This is a genomic window from Streptomyces jumonjinensis, from assembly GCF_009600885.1.
Lineage (GTDB): Bacteria > Actinomycetota > Actinomycetes > Streptomycetales > Streptomycetaceae > Streptomyces > Streptomyces jumonjinensis.
The window spans coordinates 26275-48759 of the sequence record NZ_VCLA01000140.1 but is presented as its reverse complement, the minus strand read 5'-3'; the positions used below and the strand labels follow the sequence as shown (position 1 = coordinate 48759).

Annotated in this window: 16 protein-coding genes and 1 pseudogene; 16 read left to right on the top strand and 1 reads right to left on the bottom strand. The window is 70.3% G+C overall.

The window, feature by feature from the left end:
• Nucleotides 1-7: 7 nt before the first annotated feature.
• On the top strand, nucleotides 8-667 hold the full coding sequence (locus tag FF041_RS16825; RefSeq protein ID WP_153483324.1) for an ATP-dependent Clp protease proteolytic subunit: 660 nt from the start codon (nucleotides 8-10) through the stop codon (nucleotides 665-667).
• Between the two features lie 169 nt (nucleotides 668-836).
• Nucleotides 837-2120 carry an ATP-dependent Clp protease ATP-binding subunit ClpX gene (clpX, locus tag FF041_RS16820; protein WP_323371611.1) on the top strand — a complete coding sequence of 428 codons (1284 nt, stop codon included), beginning with the start codon at nucleotides 837-839 and terminating at the stop codon, nucleotides 2118-2120.
• 80 nt (nucleotides 2121-2200) lie between these two features.
• On the opposite strand, the gene FF041_RS16815 is transcribed toward clpX, so the two are convergent.
• The gene (locus FF041_RS16815; RefSeq protein WP_153523559.1) at nucleotides 2201-3286 is read right to left on the bottom strand and encodes a hypothetical protein; all 1086 of its coding nucleotides are present in this window, start codon (nucleotides 3284-3286) and stop codon (nucleotides 2201-2203) included.
• A gap of 136 nt (nucleotides 3287-3422) precedes the next feature.
• Between FF041_RS16815 and FF041_RS16810 the strand changes: the two genes are divergently transcribed.
• The 14 genes and pseudogenes from FF041_RS16810 to FF041_RS39060 form a co-directional block, all read left to right on the top strand.
• Nucleotides 3423-6044: a valine--tRNA ligase gene (locus FF041_RS16810; protein WP_323391958.1), complete on the top strand. Its 2622-nt coding sequence runs from the start codon at nucleotides 3423-3425 to the stop codon at nucleotides 6042-6044.
• Nucleotides 6045-6254: 210 nt separating this feature from the next.
• Nucleotides 6255-7436 carry a sensor histidine kinase gene (locus tag FF041_RS16805; protein ID WP_153523558.1) on the top strand — a complete coding sequence of 394 codons (1182 nt, stop codon included), beginning with the start codon at nucleotides 6255-6257 and terminating at the stop codon, nucleotides 7434-7436.
• Between the two features lie 42 nt (nucleotides 7437-7478).
• Entirely contained in the window at nucleotides 7479-8990 is a 1512-nt protein-coding gene (gene folC, locus FF041_RS16800; RefSeq protein ID WP_323391957.1) for a bifunctional tetrahydrofolate synthase/dihydrofolate synthase, read from the top strand.
• Between the two features lies 1 nt (nucleotide 8991).
• Nucleotides 8992-9336, top strand: coding sequence for a DUF4233 domain-containing protein (locus tag FF041_RS16795; RefSeq protein WP_153523557.1), 345 nt, complete (start codon nucleotides 8992-8994; stop codon nucleotides 9334-9336).
• Nucleotides 9337-9548: 212 nt separating this feature from the next.
• On the top strand, nucleotides 9549-9962 hold the full coding sequence (gene ndk / locus FF041_RS16790) for a nucleoside-diphosphate kinase (RefSeq protein ID WP_153523556.1): 414 nt from the start codon (nucleotides 9549-9551) through the stop codon (nucleotides 9960-9962).
• A gap of 252 nt (nucleotides 9963-10214) precedes the next feature.
• The gene (locus FF041_RS16785) at nucleotides 10215-11234 is read left to right on the top strand and encodes a rod shape-determining protein (protein WP_153523603.1); all 1020 of its coding nucleotides are present in this window, start codon (nucleotides 10215-10217) and stop codon (nucleotides 11232-11234) included.
• A gap of 170 nt (nucleotides 11235-11404) precedes the next feature.
• Complete coding sequence (gene mreC, locus FF041_RS16780; RefSeq protein WP_323391956.1) at nucleotides 11405-12463, top strand: rod shape-determining protein MreC; 1059 nt, start codon at nucleotides 11405-11407, stop codon at nucleotides 12461-12463.
• A gap of 13 nt (nucleotides 12464-12476) precedes the next feature.
• On the top strand, nucleotides 12477-13142 hold the full coding sequence (gene mreD / locus FF041_RS16775) for a rod shape-determining protein MreD (RefSeq protein WP_153523555.1): 666 nt from the start codon (nucleotides 12477-12479) through the stop codon (nucleotides 13140-13142).
• Between the two features lie 117 nt (nucleotides 13143-13259).
• A complete protein-coding gene (gene mrdA, locus FF041_RS16770; RefSeq protein ID WP_153523554.1) occupies nucleotides 13260-15488 on the top strand; it encodes a penicillin-binding protein 2 in 2229 nt (742 codons plus the stop codon).
• 3 nt (nucleotides 15489-15491) lie between these two features.
• Nucleotides 15492-16694 (top strand): rod shape-determining protein RodA, encoded by a 1203-nt coding sequence (gene rodA, locus FF041_RS16765; RefSeq protein ID WP_153483334.1) that lies wholly within the window; start codon nucleotides 15492-15494, stop codon nucleotides 16692-16694.
• 136 nt (nucleotides 16695-16830) lie between these two features.
• A complete protein-coding gene (locus tag FF041_RS16760; protein ID WP_153523553.1) occupies nucleotides 16831-18345 on the top strand; it encodes a CYTH and CHAD domain-containing protein in 1515 nt (504 codons plus the stop codon).
• A gap of 127 nt (nucleotides 18346-18472) precedes the next feature.
• Nucleotides 18473-20401: a TIGR03960 family B12-binding radical SAM protein gene (locus FF041_RS16755; protein WP_153523552.1), complete on the top strand. Its 1929-nt coding sequence runs from the start codon at nucleotides 18473-18475 to the stop codon at nucleotides 20399-20401.
• A 437-nt stretch (nucleotides 20402-20838) separates the two neighbouring features.
• On the top strand, nucleotides 20839-21594 hold the full coding sequence (locus FF041_RS16750) for a TIGR03936 family radical SAM-associated protein (RefSeq protein WP_323391955.1): 756 nt from the start codon (nucleotides 20839-20841) through the stop codon (nucleotides 21592-21594).
• A gap of 270 nt (nucleotides 21595-21864) precedes the next feature.
• Nucleotides 21865-22485, top strand: a pseudogene (locus FF041_RS39060) (ribonuclease E/G); the annotation flags it as partial.

Genomic DNA, 22485 nt, shown 5'->3' with positions numbered 1-22485 from the left:
CACCCACATGAGCAACATCTCCGCGAGCGGCCTCTACACCGGCCCCCAGCTGGACAACCGCTATGTCGTCCCGCGCTTCGTCGAGCGCACCTCCCAGGGCGTGCGCGAGTACGACCCGTACGCGAAGCTCTTCGAAGAGCGCGTGATCTTCCTGGGCGTGCAGATCGACGACGCCTCCGCCAACGACGTCATGGCGCAGCTGCTGTGCCTGGAGTCGATGGACCCCGACCGGGACATCTCCATCTACATCAACAGCCCCGGTGGTTCCTTCACCGCGCTGACGGCCATCTACGACACGATGCAGTTCGTGAAGCCCGACATCCAGACGGTCTGCATGGGCCAGGCGGCCTCCGCCGCGGCCGTGCTGCTCGCCGCCGGCACCCCCGGCAAGCGGATGGCGCTGCCGCACGCGCGGGTGCTGATCCACCAGCCGTCCTCGCAGACCGGCCGTGAGCAGCTCTCCGACCTGGAGATCGCCGCCAATGAAATCCTGCGGATGCGGGTGCAGCTGGAGGAGATGCTGGCCAAGCACTCCACCACGCCCATCGAGAAGGTGCGCGACGACATCGAGCGCGACAAGATCCTGACGGCCGAGGACGCTCTGGCGTACGGTCTTGTCGACCAGATCGTCTCCACCCGCAAGACCACGGCCGCCGAGGCGGCCTGACCGGCGCACAGCCCTTGGCGCGGAGCACGGCGATGGTCACGACGGGAGTCACGACCATGTGAACCGCGCCAAGGGGGGCCCGAAGCAGGGCCTCGGCAAGGTACCGTCGGATATGAGGCACCAGGAGTCGGCTGAACCAAGCCGCTCCCAGGCGAAGGGGAAGCACCTCGTGGCACGCATCGGTGATGGCGGCGACCTGCTCAAGTGCTCGTTCTGCGGAAAGAGCCAGAAGCAGGTGAAGAAGCTCATCGCAGGCCCGGGTGTGTACATCTGCGACGAGTGCATCGATCTCTGCAATGAGATCATCGAGGAAGAGCTCGCGGAGACCTCCGAGGTGCGCTGGGAGGAGCTGCCCAAGCCGCGCGAGATCTACGAGTTCCTCGAAGGCTATGTCGTCGGGCAGGAGCCCGCGAAGAAGGCGCTCTCCGTCGCGGTGTACAACCACTACAAGCGCGTCCAGGCCGGGGAGACCGGCGGTGCGCAGGGCCGGGACGACGGCATCGAGCTGTCGAAGTCCAACATCCTTCTGCTGGGCCCCACCGGCTCGGGCAAGACCCTGCTGGCCCAGACGCTCGCCCGGATGCTGAATGTCCCCTTCGCGATCGCGGACGCCACCGCGCTGACCGAGGCGGGATATGTCGGCGAGGACGTCGAGAACATTCTGCTGAAGCTCATTCAGGCGGCGGACTACGACGTCAAGAAGGCCGAGACCGGGATCATCTACATCGATGAGATCGACAAGGTCGCCCGGAAGAGCGAGAACCCCTCCATCACCCGCGATGTGTCGGGCGAGGGAGTGCAGCAGGCGCTGCTGAAGATCCTGGAGGGCACCACCGCCTCCGTGCCGCCGCAGGGCGGACGGAAGCATCCGCACCAGGAGTTCATCCAGATCGACACGACGAACGTGCTGTTCATCGTGGGCGGCGCCTTCGCCGGTCTGGAGAAGATCATCGAGTCGCGCGCGGGCGCCAAGGGCATCGGCTTCGGCGCGACGATCCGCTCCAAGCGCGAGATCGAGGCGAGCGACCAGTTCCAGGAGGTCATGCCGGAGGACCTGGTGAAGTTCGGGATGATCCCCGAGTTCATCGGCCGGCTCCCCGTCATCACCTCCGTGCACAACCTGGACCGCGAGGCCCTGCTGAAGATCCTGGTGGAGCCGCGCAACGCGCTGGTGAAGCAGTACCAGCGGCTCTTCGAACTCGACGGTGTGGAGCTGGACTTCGACCGCCCGGCCCTGGAGGCCATCGCCGACCAGGCCATCCTGCGCGGCACGGGCGCTCGGGGACTGCGCGCCATCATGGAGGAGGTCCTCCAGTCGGTGATGTACGAAGTGCCGTCCCGCAAGGATGTGGCCCGGGTCGTCATCACGGCGGACGTGGTCCGCAACAACGTGAACCCGACGCTGGTTCCGAGGATCGTGAAGAACGACGGGCGGCACGAGAAGTCCGCGTAGCCGCTGAGACATGAGAGAAGGGGCGTCCGGCCTGCGGACGCCCCTTCTCCCATGTCTGCCCTGGAAACCCTGACTCGTGGTCAGACCTTCGTACGTGAGGTCTTGTACAGCTTGGCGGCCAGCTCGGCGAGCTCCTCCTGGGTCATGCTCTTGTTGCCCTCCGAACCGGTGCCGAACATCAGCCCCACGTCCATGGCCATGACCACGCCGACGGTGCTGTAGTCGGCCCAGATGCAGATGGGCAGCTCGAACTCCTTCATCGTCACGCCCACCGAGCTGCTCGCGCTGTTGTCGGGCTTGAAGGTGGCGTTCTGGCACTTCATCAGCGCGCCCTCGAACCCGGCGGGCTTGTGCACCGTGGGCGAGCCGTTGAAATCGATGCCCGCCTCGCCGTCCTTCATGCTCTTCTCGCCGTTCTCGAAGGAGGCGTCGATGGCCTTCGAGGGGTCGGCGATCTTGCCCCACGCTCCGGAGAGGACCAGGCCCTTCTGGCTCATCGGGTCGCTCTCGGCCCCGGAGCGGTACTCGACGCTGACCTCCATCGGGTCGGTGACGCCCATCTCCTCGGCCTCGCGGAGATCGTCGCCGGTCATCTTCTCCGACTTGGGCTCGCCGTCCCGCTCGTACTCGCCCACCGAGGCGGCCGGGGTGAGCTTGTAGCCCTTGGTGCCGTCCGCGACATCGCCGCTGCCGTCGCCGTCGCCGGTGAAGAGGAACCAGCCGCCGGCGGCGATGACGGCGAGCGCCACCACGGACGCGCCGATGATCAGCGCGGTCTTCTTCTTCGGCGCGGGCGGCGGGGGCGGCACCTGGCCGGGGTACTGGGGAACCTGCCCGTAGGGGCCGGGCTGCTGCGGCGGGCCCCACTGGCCGGGCTGCTGGGGCTGGCCGGGCTGCGGGTAGCCGTACCCGGCCGGCGGCGGGGCCTGCTGCGGATAGCCGTACCCGGGCTGCGGCTGCTGCTGCGGGGGCGGCGGCGCCTGCTGCGGGAAGCCGTAGCCGGGCTGCTGCGGTGCTTGCTGGGGGGACCCGTACCCGGGCTGCTGCGGAGGCTGCTGGGGGGACCCGTAGCCGGGCTGCTGGGGAGACCCGTAGGGGCCCGGCTGACCGTACGGGCCCGGCTGCTGGGGCTGTGCGTCGTACGGTCCCGGCTGGTTATGGCTCATTTCTGGGTTCCCCTCCAGGCACTTACATGTTTCGAACATCCTCACCCAGAAGGGGGCCCACCGGAGCGGCGGGGGTCACACCGTTACCGAACTTTCCCGTTTCAGTACGGGCCCGTGACACCTCTAAACTGGGCCCGTGACCGAGAACTCTCAGCAGACGCCAGCCAGCAACCCCGAACTGCCGACCCAGTACGCGCCGGCCGAGGTAGAGGGGAAGCTGTACGAGCGCTGGGTAGAGCGCGGTTACTTCCATGCGGACGCGAAGAGCGAGAAGCCTCCGTACACCATCGTCATCCCGCCGCCGAATGTGACCGGAGCGCTCCACCTGGGCCATGCCTTCCAGGTCACGCTGATGGACGCCCTCACCCGCCGTAAGCGGATGCAGGGGTACGAGGCCCTCTGGCTGCCCGGTATGGACCACGCGGGCATCGCCACCCAGAACAAGGTGGAGCAGCAGCTCGCCGAGGAGGGCAAATCCCGCCATGACCTCGGCCGGGACGAGTTCACCGAGCGGGTGTGGCAGTGGAAGGACGAGTACGGCGGCCGGATCCTCGGCCAGCTCCGCCGGCTCGGCGCCGGTCTCGACTGGCAGCGTGAGCGCTTCACCATGGACGAGGGACTCTCCCGGGCCGTCCAGACCATCTTCAAGAACCTCTACGACGACCAGCTGATCTACCGCGCCGAGCGCATCATCAACTGGTGCCCCCGCTGTCTCACCGCGATCTCCGACATCGAGGTCGAATACCAGGACGACCCGGGCGAGCTGGTCTCCCTCAAGTACGGCGAGGGCGATGACACGATCGTCGTGGCGACCACCCGCGCCGAGACGATGCTGGGCGACACCGCCGTCGCGGTCCACCCCGACGACCCCCGGTACGCGCACCTCATCGGCAAGCGGATCAAGCTCCCGCTGACCAACCGTACGATCCCGGTCGTCGCGGACACCCATGTCGACCCGGAGTTCGGCACCGGCGCGGTCAAGGTGACCCCGGCCCACGACCCCAACGACTTCGCCATCGGCCAGCGCCACGGCCTGGAGTCGATCACGGTGATGGACGAGCGGGGCGTCATCACGGTCCCCGGCCCCTTCCAGGGTCTGGACCGCTTCGAGGCGCGTTCGACGATCGTGGGCGCGCTCAAGGAGCAGGGCCGGATCGTCGCCGAGAAGCGTCCGTACATGCACTCCGTCGGGCACTGCTCGCGCTGCAAGACCACCGTCGAGCCCCGGCTCTCCATGCAGTGGTGGGTCAAGGTCGGCCCGCTGGCGAAGTCCGCCGGGGACGCGGTGCGCGAGGGCAAGGTCGCCATCCACCCCGAGGACATGTCGAAGCGCTACTTCGACTGGGTCGACAACATGCACGACTGGTGCATCTCGCGCCAGCTGTGGTGGGGCCACCGCATCCCGATCTGGTACGGCCCGGACGGCGAGGTCGTCTGCGTCGGACCCGACGACGAGCCGCCCACCGGCGAGGGCTGGACGCAGGACCCCGATGTCCTCGACACCTGGTTCTCCTCCGGGCTGTGGCCGTTCTCCACCCTCGGCTGGCCCGAGAAGACCGATGACCTCGCGAAGTTCTACTCCACGGACGTGCTGGTCACCGGGCACGACATCATCTTCTTCTGGGTCGCCCGGATGATGATGTTCAGCCTGTACGCGATGGACGGCGAGGCCCCCTTCAAGACCGTCGCCCTGACCGGACTGGTCCGCGACGAGTTCGGCAAGAAGATGTCGAAGTCCAACCCGAACGCGGTGGACCCGCTGGACTGGATGGACGCGTACGGCTCCGACGCCGTCCGCTTCACCCTGGCCAACGGCGCCAACCCGGGCGCGGACGTGCCGATCGGCGAGGACTGGGTCAAGGCGTCCCGTAACTTCGCCAACAAGATCTGGAACGCCACCCGCTTCGCGCTGATGAACGGCGCGACGGTGGAGGGCGAGCTGCCGCCGGCCGAGCGGATGTCGGCGGCCGACCGCTGGATCCTCTCCCGGCTGAACAAGGTCGTGGCCGAGGTCGACGCGTACTACGACGACTACCAGTTCGCCAAGCTGGCGGACGCCCTCTACCACTTCGCGTGGGACGAGGTCTTCGACTGGTACGTCGAGCTGTCGAAGACGACGTACTTCGCGGGCGGCGAGCAGGCCAAGGTCTCGGCGCGGGTCCTGGGCGAGGTCCTGGACGTGACGCTGCGGCTGCTCCACCCGGTGGTGCCGTTCGTCACCGAGACGCTGTGGACCACGCTGACCGGCAAGGAGTCGCTCGTCATCGCCGAGTGGCCCGCCGACAGCGGCTTCCGCGACGAGGCGGCCGAGCGGGAGATCGAGCTCGTCCAGCAGGTGGTGACCGAGGTCCGCCGCTTCCGCAGCGACCAGGGCCTTCAGCCGGGCCAGAAGGTCCCGGCCCGCCTCGGCCTGGACGGCACGGCGCTCGCGCCGCACGAGGCGGCGATCCGTCAGCTGCTCCGCCTCCAGCCGGAGGGCGACGCCTTCAGCGCGACGGCGACGCTGCCGGTGGCGGGGGCGACGGTCGCGCTCGACCTGTCCGGGACGATCGACGTCGCGGCCGAGCGGAAGCGGCTGGCCAAGGATCTGGCCGCCGCGCAGAAGGAGAAGCAGCAGGCCGAGGGCAAGCTCGGGAACGAGGCGTTCCTGGCGAAGGCCCCCGACCAGGTGGTGGACAAGATCCGGACCCGGCTCGCCAAGGCCGACGAGGACATCGCCCGTATCGCCGCCCAGCTGGAGCGCCTCCCCGAGGCGTGACGCACTGGCGTGATGGAAGGCCCCGGGAGTTCAAACGACTCCCGGGGCCTTCCGGCGTTTCTGGGCTGCGCGCCGCGAGGGCGGGATCGGGCCGGGCGCCGCGAGGGCGAGAAGCCGTGCGCCGTCGGGCGAGAAGCCTATAAATCCAGCCGAATGGCTGAAAATAAGCCCCCCTCCATTCCCGGTTCCACCCCCCTGCATGATGGACCCATGCTCACCGCCGCCTCCTACGCCCGGCGACGCCTCGCCACGGCCGTCCGCCGGCGGATACGGCACTGGACCGCCTCGGCACGGGCGCTCGACGTCGTCATCGCGCTGAGCTGCTTCTCGCTCATGCTGCTCGACGTACCCGGGCTCGCCGCCGCCGACAACCGGCTCACCGGGCTCACCGCCAGCCTCGTCCTCGCCGCCGGCGCGGCCACCCTCGTCGTACGGCGGCGGCTCCCCTGGCTCCCCTATCTCGTCGCGCTGCTGCTCCTCAGCCGGCTGCACGAGCTGACCCTCATCCAGTTCGCCCTCTACTCCATCGGGCGCTACCGGGGCCGCGCCGCCGCCGTGCTCGCCACCCTCGGCTATCTCGCCGTCGCCTACATCTGCTTCAGCCTGTTCGACCCGCCAGACCTCCAGAGCTCGCTGAGCGACTTCCTCAGCGTCGTGGTCCCCATCGGCGTGCTCGCCTCGGGCGTCGGCGTCGCCGCCTACCGGCAGGACCTCGTCCACGAGCTGGCGGCCCAGCGCGCCGGGACCGCCGCGCTCCAGGCCGTCCAGGCCGAGCGCATCTCCGTCGCCCGCGATGTCCACGACCTGGTCGGCCGGGAGCTGACCGTGCTCGCCGTACGCGCCGAGGTGCTCTCCGCGCGCTCCCGGGGCACCGACCGGCACAAGGACTTCGAGGAGCTCGCCGACACCGCCCGCCGCGCCCATCTCATGCTCAACGACACCATCGTCCACCGCGCCGACGAACGCACCGCGACCCCCGGTCTGGAAGGGCTCCCCGCGCTCGCCCTGGAGAGCGAGCGCATGGGCAGCCCGGTCCATCTGAAGATCGAGACGGCCGCCCGCGGCCTCTCCCCGCTCCGCCAGACGGCCGTCTACCGGGTCGTCCAGGAGTGCCTGACCAACGCCGCCAAACACGCCCCCGGCGAGCTCGTCACCGTCACCATCGCCCTGACGGGCGACCGGCTGCGGGTGGTGGCCCGCAACGCGCTCCCCGCGTCCGAGCCGCTCACCGAGCCCGTCTCCAGCGGCACCGGCACCTTCTCCATGCGCGAACGGGTGAGCTCCATGGGCGGCACCCTCACCGCGGGCGCGGAGTCCGGCGCGTACCAGGTCATCGCCCTGCTCCCGGCGGGCTGCATCCCCGATCCGGCGCCCCGGCGCGCTCCCCGGTGAGCCCGGGGCGGCGCGCGGCCCCCCGGACTCTAGACTGGACCCGTGAGTGAGCATCCCGCCGACCATCCTGCCGAGCCCGACCCCTTCGAAGAGATCGTGGACGCGGAGACCGATCGCGACCCCGACCTCGCGGTGATCGAGGCGGGCAGCCGCACCCTCCGCACCCAGGGAGGCCGCCCGCAGGCCGACGCCGTACCCGCCAGGCCCGCCGACCCCGAGGTCGACAAGGCGCTGCGCGCGGTCGAGGCGGATCTGGCCACCCGATGGGGCGAGACCAAGCTCGACCCCTCGGTGACCAGGATCGCGGCGCTGATGGACGTGCTGGGCGAGCCCCAGCGGGCGTACCCCTCCATCCACATCACCGGCACCAACGGCAAGACCTCCACGGCCCGCATGATCGAGTCCCTGCTCTCCGGCTTCGACCTGCGCACCGGCCGCTACACCTCCCCGCATGTGCAGTCGATCACCGAGCGGATCAGCCTGGACGGCGTGCCGATCGACCCCGAGCGCTTCATCTCCGTCTACGACGACATCAAGCCCTATGTGGAGATGGTCGACGAGGCGCAGGAGTTCCGGCTCTCCTTCTTCGAGGTGCTCACCGGGATGGCGTACGCGGCGTTCGCGGACGCGCCGGTGGACGTGGCCGTGGTCGAGGTCGGCATGGGCGGCGCCTGGGACGCGACCAACGTCATCGACGCGTCGGTGGCCGTGGTCACCCCGATAGCGCTGGACCACACCGACCGGCTCGGCTCCACCCCCGGCGAGATCGCGGCCGAGAAGGCCGGGATCATCAAGCAGGGCGCGACCGTGATCCTGGCGCAGCAGCCGGTGGACGCGGCGCAGGTGATGCTGAAGAAGGCCGTCGAGGTCGATGCCACCGTGGCCCGTGAGGGCATGGAGTTCGGGGTGGTCTCCCGTGAGATCGCGGTCGGCGGCCAGCTGCTGACCCTGCGCGGGCTCGGCGGCGAGTACGACAACATCTTCCTTCCGCTGCACGGGGCCTACCAGGCGCATAACGCGGCGGTGGCGCTGGCGGCGGTCGAGGCGTTCTTCGGCATCGGCGCGGAGCACGCGCGGACGCTGGACAAGGACGTCATCCGCACCGCGTTCGCCGGGGTGTCGTCGCCGGGACGGCTCGAAGTCGTCCGGAGCAGCCCCTCGGTGGTGCTGGACGCCGCGCACAATCCGGCGGGCGCTCGGGCGACGGCCGAGGCGGTCACCGAGGCGTTCGGGTTCTCCCGGCTGATCGGTGTGGTCGGCACCAGCGCGGAGAAGGATGTGCGGGGGCTGCTCGAAGCCTTCGAGCCGGTCTTCGCCGAGATCGTCGTCACCCAGAATTCCAGCCATCGCGCCATGGACGTGGACGCGCTGGCGGCGGTGGCGGTGGAGGTCTTCGGCGATGAGCGGGTGGTGGTCGAGCCCCGGCTGGACGAGGCCCTGGAGGCGGCCGTCACCCTCGCGGAGGAAGAGGCGGAGTACGCGGGCGCGGGAGTGCTGGTGACCGGCTCGGTGATCACGGTCGGGGAAGCCCGGCTGCTGCTGGGGAAGGGCTGATATGCGTACTCTCTGCGCGTCCACTCTGATCGGCGAGTTCTTCGTCATCGGCTTCGCCGGGCTGGTGGCCATGAAGGACCCGGATCTCTCCATGGGCACGGTGTGGACGGTCTGCGGCGTCGCCATGGCCCTGTCGGTGCTGCTGTGCGGGATGCTCGGCAGGCCCGGCGGGATACAGCTGGGCTGGGCGCTCCAGATCGGGCTGGTGCTGAGCGGGTTCGTGGTGCCGATGATGTTCTTCCTGGGCGCGTGCTTCGCCGGCCTGTGGTGGGCGTCGGTGCACTTCGGCGGCAAGATCGACGCGACGAAGGCGCGCTGGGCGGCGGAGGCCGAGGCGCAGGCGTAGCAGTGCGGGCAGGGGCGGGTCGGCCGGGGCAGGTGCGGGCGGGTCGCGGTCCGGGTCCGGTACGGGAGGTTCAGGCGCGGGTCGACGGTTCAGCCGCCCCGGCGCGGCGCCGGGCCCCCGGCTGACCGGGGATCAGGTCCGGGTGCCGTCCCCCGTACGGCCCCCTGTAGCCTCAGCTCACCGCACACGTATGTCTGCAAGGAGCCGTCACCATGACCCAGCGCACCCTCGTCCTGCTCAAGCCCGACGCGGTCAGGCGCGGCCTGATCGGTGAGATCATCGGCCGTATCGAGGCGAAGGCCGGCTGGACCATCGGCGCGCTGGAGCTGCGCACGCTCGACCAGGAGACCCTGGAGCAGCACTACGGCGAGCACCGGGGCAAGCCGTTCTACGAGCCGCTGGTGGCGTTCATGTCCTCCGGGCCGGTCGTCGCCCTGGTGGTGGAGGGCGAGCGGGTCATCGAGGGCGTACGGCAGCTGGCCGGGCCCACCGACCCCATCGCCGCCGCGCCGGGCTCCATCCGTGGTGACTTCGGCACCATCGTCCGCGAGAACCTGATCCACGCCTCGGACTCCGAGGCGTCCGCCATTCGGGAGCTGAAGATTTTCTTTCCGGGACTTTCCTGACCTGGCATCAGCCATACAGCGCTCATGACCTGGGGCGACCGAAGGAATTCGGTCGCCCTTCGGCATATGCGAACGCAATGCGGGAACGGATCGACCCGACGCCACGTCACCTATATAGAGGTGGACCACCGCGCCGTGTCCCGGGACGCGGCATTACGATGGGAGCCTCACGCCACAGCACCCACCTCGCCATCCTGAAAAGCCGTCAACGCTCGATTTGGGAAGGCCAGACGCATCCTCATGGGGAACAAAATGTCGTTCATCGGCCGTGACATGGCTGTCGACCTCGGGACCGCCAACACGCTGGTGTACGTCAGGGGCCGGGGGATCGTCCTCAACGAGCCGTCCGTCGTCGCCATCAACACCAACACGGGCGGCATTCTCGCGGTCGGCTCCGAGGCGAAGAAGATGATCGGCCGGACACCGGGCAATATCGTCGCCGTCCGGCCGCTGAAGGACGGCGTCATCGCCGACTTCGAGATCACCGAGCGGATGCTCCGCTACTTCATTCTGAAGATCCATAAGCGCCGTTACCTCGCCCGCCCGCGTGTCGTCGTCTGCGTCCCCTCGGGGATCACGGGCGTCGAGCGCCGCGCGGTCATCGAGGCGTCGACGCAGGCGGGCGCCCGTCAGGTGCACATCATCGAGGAGCCCATGGCCGCGGCCATCGGCTCCGGACTCCCGGTCCATGAGGCCACCGGCAATATGGTCGTCGACATCGGCGGCGGCACCACCGAAGTCGCCGTCATCTCGCTCGGCGGAATCGTGACGGCGCAGTCCATCCGCGTCGCCGGCGACGAGCTGGACAACGCGATCATTCAGCACGTCAAGAAGGAGTACTCGCTTCTCCTCGGTGAGCGGACCGCGGAACAGATCAAGATCACCATTGGCTCCGCGTTTGACATGGACCAGGACGAGCACACCGAGATCCGGGGCCGTGACCTCGTATCCGGACTGCCGAAGACCGTGGTCATCTCCGCCGCCGAAGTCCGCAAGGCGATCGAGGAGCCGGTCAACTCGATCGTCGACGCCGTCAAGACCACCCTCGACAAATGCCCGCCCGAGCTCTCGGGCGATGTGATGGACCGGGGCATCGTGCTCACCGGCGGCGGCGCGCTGCTGCGCGGGCTCGACGAGCGGCTGCGCCACGAGACCGGGATGCCCATCCACATCGCCGAGGACCCGCTGGACTCGGTGGCGCTCGGCTCCGGCAAGTGCGTGGAGGAGTTCGAGGCGCTTCAGCAGGTGCTGGACGCCCAGCCCCGCCGCTGACCCGCGCCCCGCCGCTGACCCGCGCCGCGCCGGGGAGCGATCAGCCGTGTCGTCCCCCTGGGCCCGAGAGGGCGCAGGGGGAACCCCTGTATGGGTGCCTGCCAACTCGTACAGCCGATCGTTGATATACAGACATCTCCATTCCTACGAGGAAGGCACGGCCGCCGCACGTGAGGGACACACGAGAGAGCCGGCTGCTCCTGGTGCTGCTGATCGTCATCGCGTTCGCTCTGATCACGGTGGACATCCGCGGGGGCGAGGACTCACCGATCGACGGCGCCCGGCAGGCCGCCGCGACGGTCTTCGGCCCGGTGCAGAACGGCGTCGCGTCAGCGGTCGACCCGGTCGGCAACGCGATCGGGGCCGTACGGGACTCCGGCAGGCGTCATGACCGCATCAGCACACTGGAGCGGGAGAACGCCGAGCTCAAGGCCAGACTCGGCAGCGACGACCGCAACCGCAGCCGCGCCCGCGAGCTGGACAGCATGCTCAGAACGGCGGGAGCCGGACAGTACGGCATCAAGGGCGCCCAGGTCATCGCCATAGGAGCGGCCCAGGGCTTCTCCTGGACCGTCACCATCGACATCGGCTCCGAAGACGGCATCAAGCGCGATATGACCGTGCTGAACGGAGCGGGGCTGGTCGGCCGGGTCACCACCGTCGGCCCCCGGACCTCCACCGTGCTGCTCGCCAACGACCCGGACTTCACCGTCGGCACCCGGATGGAGAAGACCGACGAGCTCGGCTTCGCCACCGGGCAGGGCGACCGTCCGCTCTCCGTGCAGCTCCTCAACGGCAAGCACAAGGTCAAGAAGGGCGACCGGCTGGTCACCTTCGGCTCGCAGGCCGACCGGCCGTTCGTGCCCGGCGTCCCCATCGGCGAGGTGGTCCGCGTCGACCCCTCCGGCGGCGATCTGACCCGCACCGTCTATGTGGAGCCGTACGCGGGCTTCAGCAAGCTGGACATCGTCGGCGTGGTCGTGGACGCGCCCCGCACCGACCCCCGGGACACCGTGCTGCCGCCCAAGCCCGCGGGCCCCAAGCCGACTCCGACCGTCACCGTCACGGTCAACCCCAGCGCATCCACCGGCCAGGGCCCCGACCAGGGCACTGGTCAGAGCACTGGGCAGGACACCGTCCAGGGCCAGACCGGCGGCCGGCTGCCGGACGGCGCACAGCCCAGCGCCGGGGGCGGCGCGAGCCCCCGGAACAACGATGAGCAGCGATAGGAGCTGATCCGTCATGCGTGTCAACCGGACGCTTCTGTCCACGGCCCTGGTCGTGGTCGCACTCGTCATCCAGGTCTCCGTCCTCGCCCGCCTCCAGCTCCCCGGCGCGGTCCCCGATCTGCTGCTGCTCACCGTCCTCGGACTGGCTCTCGTCTACGGCCATGTGGCGGGCGCGTTCATCGGCTTCGGGGCCGGACTGCTCGCCGACCTCGCCCCGCCCGCCGCCCACGCGGCCGGGCGGTACGCCCTGGTGCTCTGCGTGATCGGCTATCTCGCCGGTCTCGCCCGCCCGGAGAACGGCAAGCTCAAGTCCGCCACCGGCCCGATGGCCGTGGTCGTCGCCGCCGCGATCGGCTCCACCCTGCTGTACGCGGGCGTCGGGGCGCTCGTCGGGGACACCGCCGCCCGCGATGTGGGCATCGTCAGCCTGCTCTTCACCGCCGCCGTCTACGATCTGCTGCTCGCGCCGTTCACCGTGCCGCTCATCATGGCGCTCGCCCGGCGCACCGACCACGATCCGCTGGCCGAGAGCCAGAACGCCTCGGGAGACGTCTCCTCCGGCTGGCTCGCCTCCGGCACCGGACTGCGCATCGGCTCCCAGCGCGGGGGCCTGCGGGTGCGAGCCGCCCGTAACCGGGCCTCCCGCGCGGGACGCGTCAAGGGGGTCAAGCGGCTGTGACCGGACAGGCGACCGCGGCCCGCCGGGCCCTGACCGAGAGGGCTCGGACGGCATGAGCGACATCCCGGAGACCTCGACCGAGGCCCGCCGGGCCCTGACCGAGGGGGCTCGGACGGCATGAGCAACATCCCCGAGACCGGGCGGACCCCACGGGTCCAGATCCGGCTCGTCGTCATCCAGGTGCTGGTCTTCTCCCTGCTGCTCACCCTCGGCGGGCGGCTCTGGTACCTCCAGATCCGCAATGGCGACGAGTACACCGACGAGGCGAAGAACAACGGAGTCCAGCGGGTCGTCCAGCCCGCCGTGCGCGGCTCCATCCTCGACGCCCGGGGCGTCGCCCTCGCCGACAACGAGACCCGGCTCGTGGTCTCCGCGTCCCGTACCGAGCTGATGAAGATGAAGGACGACGGCAAGGCCGTCCTCGCCCGGCTCGCGGACGTCCTCGGCATGAAGCCGAAGGAAGTCCAGGCCAAGGTCCGGCTCTGCGACTCCGAGACCCCCAAACCCTGCTGGAACGGCTCGCCCTATCAGCCGATCCCGGTCACCGACGACGCCACCACCCAGCAGGCGCTCCAGATCCGTGAGCGCGTGGAGGACTTCCCCGGCATCACCGCCGAGCCCACCGCCGTACGCCGCTACACCGCGCCCGGCAAGTCCAACACCGCCCAGGTGCTCGGCTATCTCTCCCCCGTCACCGACGAGGAGATCGAGAAGGCCAAGGACTCCGACTCCCCCTTCCTCCGCTCCGACCAGGTCGGCCGCTCCGGACTGGAGCGCACCTACGACAAGGCGCTGCGCGGCAAGGCCGGCGTCACCCGCTACGAGGTCGACAACCTCGGCAGGGTCATCGGCGAGGCCGAGCGCGACGAGGCCGTGCCCGGCGCGAACGTCGTCACCTCCATCGACGCCCGGGTCCAGGCCGTGGCGGAGTACGAGCTCGACGCGGCGATGAAGAACGCCCGCAAGGAGATCGACAAGAACGTCACCGGCCGCAACTACAAGGCCGACGCGGGCGCGGTCGTCGTCATGGAGAACAAGACCGGCCGGATCATCTCCATGGCGTCGCTGCCGACCTACGACCCCAACGCCTGGGTCGGCGGCATCTCCGCCAAGGACTACGCGCGACTCACCGGCAAGAACTCCAACAACCCGCTGCTGAACCGGGCGATCCAGGGCCAGGCCGCGCCCGGCTCCATCTTCAAGGTGATCTCCTCGACCGCCGCCGTCAACGCGGGCTACGACTTCGACGGCAACTACCCGTGCCCCTCCTCGCTCTCCTTCGGCGGCCGGGAGTTCAAGAACTTCGAGTCCAGGGGGTACGGCAGCATCAGCCTGGGCCGGGCCCTGGAGGTCTCCTGCGACACCGTGTACTACGGTCTCGCCCACCGCGAGTGGCTCAAGGACGGCGGCATCACGCCGAAGAAGAACCCCAACGACTGGTTCTACAAGACCGCCCATCAGTTCGGCCTCGGCAAGGAGACCGGCATCGACCTCCCCAACGAGGTCACGGGCCGGGTCCCCGACCGCCAGTGGAAGCAGTCCTACTGGGAGCAGCTGAAGGACTCCTGGTGCCGGCAGGGCAAGAAGGGCGGCAGCTATATCCAGCAGGTCGCCTATGAGAACTGCATCGAAGGCAACCGGATGCGCGCCGGTGACTCCGTCAACTACTCCATCGGGCAGGGCGACACCCTCGTCACGCCGATACAGATGGCGTCCATCTACTCGGCCATCGCCAACGGCGGCACGCTCTACAACCCCACCGTCGGCAAGGCGGTCATCAGCGCGGACGGCAAGCGGATCGAGGAGATCAAGCCCAAGGCGCACGGCAGGCTCCCCATGGACCAGACCACCTCGCGGAAGATGAACGCGGCCCTCGCGGGAGTCGCGACCCGTGGTTCGGCCGCCTGGCGCTTCGGCGGCTGGCCGCATGACAAGATCCCGATGCACGCCAAGACGGGCACCGCCGAGGTGTACGGAAAGCAGACCACCTCCTGGTTCGCCTCGTACACCCGCGACTACACGATCGTGATGACGATCTCCCAGGGCGGCACCGGATCGGGCGCCTCCGGACCGCATGTCCGCAAGATCTACGAGGCGATGTACGGGCTGGACGAGAAGGGCGGCCAGGACCTCAAGCGGGCTCTGCTGCCCGCCCCGCAGCAGGCCCTGCCGAAGATCGGGTCCGACGGCACGATCGACTCGCCGAAGATCAAGCCGTACCAGCCGCGGAAGCCGCTCGACGAACTCCAGCAGCCGGCGGGCTGGACCCGGCCGGGCGGCGACCGGGAGAGCACCCGCCCGCCCGGAGACCAGCAGCTCGCGGGCCCGCCCGCCGGAAGGGACTGAGGCATGGCCGGCACCAATGGCTTCTCCGTCTCCGGATACGGGCCCCGGCGCGGCGGGATCTGGTCCCAGCTCTGGGCCCGTGACTCGGTGACGCGGCGGCTCGACTGGCCGCTGCTCTGCTCCGCCGTCGCGCTCTCCGGCATCGGCGCGCTGCTGGTCTGGTCCGCCACCCGGGGCCGCACCGAGCTCAACCAGGGCGACCCCTACTACTTCCTCTTCCGCCATCTGCTCAACACCGGCATCGGCATCGCCCTGATGATCGGCACCATCTGGCTCGGCCACCGCACCCTGCGCGGCGCGGTGCCGGTGCTCTACGGCATCTCCGTCCTGCTCATTCTGCTGGTGCTCACCCCGCTCGGCGCGACCATCAACGGCGCGCACGCGTGGATCGTCATCGGCGGCGGCTTCTCCCTCCAGCCCTCCGAATTCGTGAAGATCACGATCATTCTGGGGATGGCGATGCTGCTCGCATCGCGGGTCGACGCGGGCGATCTCGCCCATCCGGACCATCGCACCGTCGCCAAATCGCTCGGCATCGCCGTACTGCCCATGGTGATCGTCATGCTGATGCCGGACCTCGGCTCGGTGATGGTCATGGTCGTGATCATGCTGGGGGTGCTGCTCGCCTCCGGTGCGCCCAACCGCTGGGTCCTCGGACTGATCGGCAGCGGAGTGGTGGGGGCCGTGCTCGTCACCGCGCTCGGACTGCTCGACGAGTACCAGATCAACCGGTTCGCGGCCTTCGCCAACCCCGAGCTCGACCCGGCGGGCGTCGGCTACAACACCAACCAGGCCCGGATCGCCATCGGCTCGGGCGGACTGCTGGGCACCGGGCTCTTCAAGGGCTCCCAGACCACCGGCCAGTTCGTCCCCGAACAGCAGACGGACTTCGTCTTCACCGTCGCGGGCGAGGAGCTGGGCTTCGTCGGGGCCGCGCTGATCCTGGTGCTGCTCGGCGTGGTGCTCTGGCGGGCCTGCCGGATCGCCCGCGAGACCACCGAGCTCTACGGAACGATCGTGGCCGCCGGGATCATCGCCTGGTTCGCCTTCCAGTCCTTCGAGAACATCGGCATGACGCTGGGCATCATGCCGGTGGCCGGGCTTCCGCTGCCGTTCGTGTCGTACGGAGGCTCGTCCATGTTCGCGGTCTGGGTGGCGATTGGGCTGCTCCAGTCCATCCGGGTGCAGCGGCCGATGTCGGCTTGAGCGGCCGGGCGGCAGCCTGGGATCAGCTCCCGAAGGGTCCTCGACCACCCCGGAGACCGCCCGGACACCGCCCGGTGACTGCCCGGACACCGCCCGGTGACTGCCGCGGATCGCTTTCGCGAACTAGATTCGGTTCATGGTGGATACGAAGCGCGAAATCGAGCGGAAGTACGAAGCCACCCCCGGGACCCGGCTGCCGGATCTCACCCGGACGGCCGGGGTCGCGGCCGTCGTCGACCAGGGCACGGCCGAGCTGGACGCGGTCTACTACGACACGGCCGATCTCCGGCTCGCCGCGGCCTCCATCACGCTCCGCAGGCGCACCGGCGGCGGCGACGAGGGCTGGCACCTCAAACTGCCCGTCGCCCCGGACGTACGGGACGAGATCCGGGCCCCCCTGTCCGAGCGGCTCCCGCGCACCCTCCGAAGGCTGGTCAGGGCCCGCACCCGGGGCGCCGAGCTCACCCCCGTGATGCGGCTGCTCTCCGCCCGGCGCACCCTGCTGCTGGTCGACGCGGACCGCGCCCCGCTGGCCGAGCTCAGCCGGGACGCGGTCCGCGCCGAGCGGCTCTCCGGCCCGGCGGACGGCGCCTCCTGGGACGAGATCGAGGCCGAGCTCGCGGACGGCGTCGACCCCGCGTTCCTGGACCGGATCGACAAGAAGCTGCGGAAGGCGGGGCTGCGGCCGTCCCGGTCCCCGTCCAAGCTGGCCAGAGCCCTCCAGGAGACCGGCCTGGACGCCCCCCGGACCACCTCCCCCGAACCGGTGAACGCGGGCGATCACATCCTCGCCTATCTGCGCGAACAGGCCGAAGCCCTGCTGGCGTACGACCCCGGGGTACGGCAGGACCTGCCCGACGCCGTCCACCAGATGAGGGTCTCCACCCGGCGGCTGCGCAGCGCCTTCCGCAGCTACCGCGGCATCCTGGACCGGGCGGTGACCGATCCGGTCGGCGAAGAGCTGAAATGGCTGGCCGGAGAGCTGGGGGCGGCCCGTGACCAGGAGGTCCTCGCCGAACGGCTGCGCGAGCGGATCGACGCGCTGCCGAAGCCGCTGCTGCTCGGCCCGGTGCGCGGACGGCTCCGTATCTGGTCCGCCGCCCAGGGCTCCGGCGCGCGCCGCAGGGCCGTCGCCGCCCTCGACGGCAAGCGGTATCTCGCGCTGCTCCGGTCCCTGGACGCGCTGCTCGCCGATCCGCCGCTGCTGAAGGCGGCGTCCGGCCCGGCGGACACGGTGATCCCCCGGGCGGTGCTGAGGGACTGGGAGCGGCTCGCGGAGCGGATCGGGCACGCGCTGGCGCTCCCGGCGGGGACCGAACGCGATCTGGCCCTGCACGACGCCCGCAAGGCGGCGAAGCGCGCCCGGTACGCGGGGGAGGCCGCGACGCCCGCGCTCGGCAAGCCGGCCAGACGGTTCGCCCAGCGGATGAAGGCCGTGCAGACGGTGCTCGGCGACCACCAGGACAGCGTGGTCGCGCGGGACACCCTGCGTGAGCTGGCGATCCAGGCGCACGCGGCGGGGGAGTCGGCCTTCACCTGGGGGCTGCTCTACGGCCAGGAGCAGCGCTCGGCGGACGCCCGGGAGCGGGAGCTGCCGGGCGTCTGGGCCGGGGCGTCGCCCGACGAGGTGCGGCGGCTGCCGGGGCGCTGACCGTGCGGGTGCGGGGTGCTGACCGTGCGTGGGGCGGTGGCTGCGGGGGCCGCTGGCCGTGCGGGGGGCGGCCCTCCAGCGGTTACGCTAGAGAGTCACCCCCCTGCCAGCCCACGAAAGCCCTGAGATGTCTGCTGCTGAGTCGGTGTTCCCCCAGCTCGAAGCGCTCCTTCCGCATGTGCAGAAGCCCATCCAGTACGTCGGCGGTGAGCTGAACTCCACCGTCAAGGACTGGGACGAGTGCGATGTGACCTGGGCGCTGATGTACCCGGACGCCTACGAGGTCGGGCTGCCCAACCAGGGCGTCATGATCCTCTATGAGGTACTGAACGAACGCCCGGGCGTTCTGGCCGAGCGCACCTACAGCGTCTGGCCGGACCTGGAGGAGCTGATGCGTGAGCACGGCGTCCCCCAGTTCACGGTCGACTCGCACCGCCCGGTCGGCGCCTTCGACGTCTTCGGGCTGAGCTTCTCCACCGAGCTGGGCTACACCAATATGCTCACGGCCCTCGATCTGGCGGGCATTCCGCTGGCGGCCGGGGACCGGACGGTCGACGACCCGATCGTGCTCGCGGGCGGCCACGCGGCCTTCAACCCCGAGCCGATCGCCGAGTTCATCGACTGCGCCGTCATCGGCGACGGTGAGCAGGCCGTTCTCGACATCACCGAGATCGTCCGCGCCTGGAAGGCGGAGGGCCGCCCCGGCGGCCGTGAGGAGGTGCTCTTCCGGCTGGCGAAGACCGGCGGGGTGTACGTCCCGCGCTTCTACGACGTGGAGTATCTGCCGGACGGCCGGATCGGCCGGGTCGTGCCCAACAAGTCCGGTGTGCCGTGGCGCGTCTCCAAGCACACCGTCATGGACCTGGACGAGTGGCCCTACCCCAAGCAGCCGCTCGTCCCCCTCGCCGAGACCGTCCATGAGCGGATGTCCGTCGAGATCTTCCGCGGCTGCACCCGTGGCTGCCGTTTCTGCCAGGCCGGCATGATCACGCGTCCCGTACGGGAGCGAAGCATCACCGGCATCGGCGAGATGGTCGAGAAGGGTCTCAAGGCCACCGGCTTCGAGGAGGTCGGTCTTCTCTCGCTGTCCAGCGCCGACCACTCCGAGATCGGCGACATCGCCAAGGGACTGGCGGACCGGTACGAAGAGGACAAGGTCGGTCTCTCCCTCCCCTCCACCCGGGTCGACGCCTTCAACGTCGACCTCGCCAACGAGCTCACCCGCAACGGCCGCCGCTCGGGTCTCACCTTCGCCCCCGAGGGCGGCTCCGAGCGGCTGCGCAAGGTCATCAACAAGATGGTCTCGGAGGAGGACCTGATCCGTACGGTCTCCACGGCGTACGGCAACGGCTGGCGGCAGGTGAAGCTGTACTTCATGTGCGGTCTGCCGACCGAGACCGATGACGATGTGCTCCAGATCGGCGACATGGCGGTCAACGTGATCGCCAAGGGCCGTGAGGTCTCGGGCTCCCAGGACATCCGCTGCACCGTCTCCATCGGCGGATTCGTGCCCAAGCCGCACACCCCCTTCCAGTGGGCCCCGCAGCTGAGCGCCGAGGACACCGACGCCCGTCTCACCAAGCTCCGCGACAAGATCCGCGGCGACAAGAAGTACGGCCGCTCCATCGGCTTCCGCTACCACGACGGCAAGCCCGGCATCGTCGAGGGACTGCTCTCGCGCGGCGACCGCCGCGTCGGCTCCGTGATCCGCGCCGTCTACGAGGACGGCGGTCGCTTCGACGGCTGGCGCGAGCACTTCTCGTACGACCGCTGGATGGCCTGCGCCGAGAAGACGCTGCCCGGCTTCGGCGTGGACGTCGACTGGTACACCACCCGTGAGCGCACCTACGAGGAGGTCCTGCCCTGGGACCACCTGGACTCCGGCCTGGACAAGGACTGGCTCTGGGAGGACTGGCAGGACGCCCTCGACGAGACCGAGGTCGAGGACTGCCGCTGGACGCCGTGTTTCGACTGCGGCGTCTGCCCCCAGCTCGGGCTCGACATCCAGATCGGCCCCACGGGCAAGAAGCTGCTGCCGCTGACCGTCGTCAAGTAGCGCGGACCGGGAGGACCCGGCCGCTGGGGGGAGACCTCCGGTGGCCGGGTCTTTCGCCGTCCTGGCTCCGGGGCGCTCGTACGGGTGCCGGGGCGGGCGCCGGGCGGGCACCGGGCGGGGTGTCGCTGAGGCGGTACCGGGGGCCGTACCGCGGCCGTATCGGGGCTGGGGAGCGCCGGCGCGGCGGGCGGTGCGGCGGCGGTGTGCGACGCCGGGGGAACCGGGCGCGGTCGTGAAGCGTACTCTGGGTAGTACAACGACTGTCTCCGGCGCGGCGGCCGGGCCCGAGATCTCCCTCCATCAGCGGGGGTGAGCCGGGCAGGCCCGCCCGGGGTAGCCCCGCATTCCGAGGGCGGGCGCCATCCGCGCCCGCTCCGCACCGAGGAGAAGAACCACTGGGCAAGCGACAGCCCGAAGGCCCGCCGCCCGCACCCGCGGTGCAGCGCATCAGATTGCGCTACACCAAGCGTGGCCGCCTCCGGTTCACCAGCCACCGTGACTTCCAGCGAGCCTTCGAGCGGGCCCTGAGGCGTGCCGAGGTGCCCATGGCGTACTCGGCGGGCTTCACCCCGCACCCGAAGGTGTCGTATGCCAATGCCGCACCCACCGGCACGGGCAGCGAGGCCGAGTATCTGGAGATCGCCCTCACCGAGCACCGCGACCCGGCCAAGCTGGCGGAGCTGCTCGATGAGTCGCTGCCGGCCGGGCTGGACATCACCGACGCCGTCGAGGCCCGTACCCCGGGTCTCGCCGACCGGCTCACCGCATCCGTGTGGGAGCTGCGGCTCGACGGGGTGGCGGTCGAGGACGCGGAGCGGGCCGTCTCGGCCTTCCTCGCGGCCGACGCCGTCGATGTCCAGCGCAGGACGAAGAACGGGATGCGGACGTTCGACGCGCGCGGCGCGGTCGCCGAACTTCAGGCGCTCCCTCCACAGGCCGATAGGTCTCTGGACGGGCGCTGTGCGATACTGCGGCTGGTTGTTCGGCACGTAACGCCTGCCGTGCGACCCGACGACGTCCTGTCCGGTCTCCGCGCTGTGACCGACCTGGCGCCGCCGGTCCCCGCAGCGGTGACCAGGCTGGCGCAGGGGCTCTTCGACGAGGAGTCCGGCACGGTGACCGACCCGCTCGCGCTCGACCGCGAGGCAGTTCCGGCCGCTCCACCCACGGCCGTCGGAACCGTCTCCCCCTAGCTCAGCCAGGGGGACCCCCGCGACGGCGCCGGATGGTCCCGCCGCGCGTACAGGCAGTCGTTGAGAGCGGCCACTCGGGAGCCACCTGGGTCGGGCCGCTGACACCACAAGAGACTTTCGCCAGGCCGTGCGTATATCGCGTACGGAACCGGCGGGCCAGACATACAGCTCCCGTGCGGCGCCCGCGCCCCGGGCCGTAGGCACCGTGCGATCGCGCGGCGATGCGGCCGGGCTGCCGGCGCCCGGGAGCGCGACGGGAGAACCGCCCGCATGCACGAGCTGAACGAATCCGGCAGCGCCGGAGACAGCAAGGAAGAGAACAACAGCCCCAGCGACACGCTGCCGCCGCGCCGCCGTCGCCGGGCCGCGTCCCGTCCGGCGGGACCGCCGGTCGCCGAGGGCGCCGGATCGGCCGAGCAGACCGCGTCTGCCGAGCCTGCCGCGTCCGCCGCATCCGCTGAGGAGGCGGCCCCGGTGGAGGCTGCCGCGCCGCGTGCGCGCCGCCGTGCCACGCGTAAGGCGACGGCTCCGGCCGGGGCCCCGCAGGCCGCTGAGCCGGTAGCCGTGGAGGCTGAGGCTGAGGCTGTGGTGGAGGAGGCTCCCGCGCCGCGTGCGCGTCGCCGGGCCACTCGCGCCGTGTCCGCGCCTGAGCCGGTGGCCGAGGCCGCTGAGACGGTTGAGGTCGTTGAGGAGGCTGAGGTCGCCGCGCCGCGTGCGCGTCGCCGTGCCACGCGTAAGGCGACGGCTCCGGCCGGGGCCCCGCAGGCCGCTGAGCCGGTAGCCGTGGAGGCTGAGGCTGTGGTGGAGGAGGCTGCCGCGCCGCGTGCGCGTCGTCGTGCCACGCGTAAGGCGACGGAGTCCGCTGAGCCGGTGGCCGTGGAGGCCGAGGTC

Excerpts from the sequence above, each read along its gene's own strand:
- FF041_RS16825 (WP_153483324.1), top strand. The coding sequence starts at position 8 with ATGAGCAACATCTCCGCGAGCGGCCTCTACACCGGCCCCCAGCTGGAC.
- FF041_RS16815 (WP_153523559.1), bottom strand. The coding sequence starts at position 3,286 with ATGAGCCATAACCAGCCGGGACCGTACGACGCACAGCCCCAGCAGCCG.
- FF041_RS16805 (WP_153523558.1), top strand. The coding sequence starts at position 6,255 with ATGCTCACCGCCGCCTCCTACGCCCGGCGACGCCTCGCCACGGCCGTC.
- FF041_RS16795 (WP_153523557.1), top strand. The coding sequence starts at position 8,992 with ATGCGTACTCTCTGCGCGTCCACTCTGATCGGCGAGTTCTTCGTCATC.
- ndk (WP_153523556.1), top strand. The coding sequence starts at position 9,549 with ATGACCCAGCGCACCCTCGTCCTGCTCAAGCCCGACGCGGTCAGGCGC.
- FF041_RS16785 (WP_153523603.1), top strand. The coding sequence starts at position 10,215 with ATGTCGTTCATCGGCCGTGACATGGCTGTCGACCTCGGGACCGCCAAC.
- mreD (WP_153523555.1), top strand. The coding sequence starts at position 12,477 with ATGCGTGTCAACCGGACGCTTCTGTCCACGGCCCTGGTCGTGGTCGCA.
- mrdA (WP_153523554.1), top strand. The coding sequence starts at position 13,260 with ATGAGCAACATCCCCGAGACCGGGCGGACCCCACGGGTCCAGATCCGG.
- rodA (WP_153483334.1), top strand. The coding sequence starts at position 15,492 with ATGGCCGGCACCAATGGCTTCTCCGTCTCCGGATACGGGCCCCGGCGC.
- FF041_RS16760 (WP_153523553.1), top strand. The coding sequence starts at position 16,831 with ATGGTGGATACGAAGCGCGAAATCGAGCGGAAGTACGAAGCCACCCCC.
- FF041_RS16755 (WP_153523552.1), top strand. The coding sequence starts at position 18,473 with ATGTCTGCTGCTGAGTCGGTGTTCCCCCAGCTCGAAGCGCTCCTTCCG.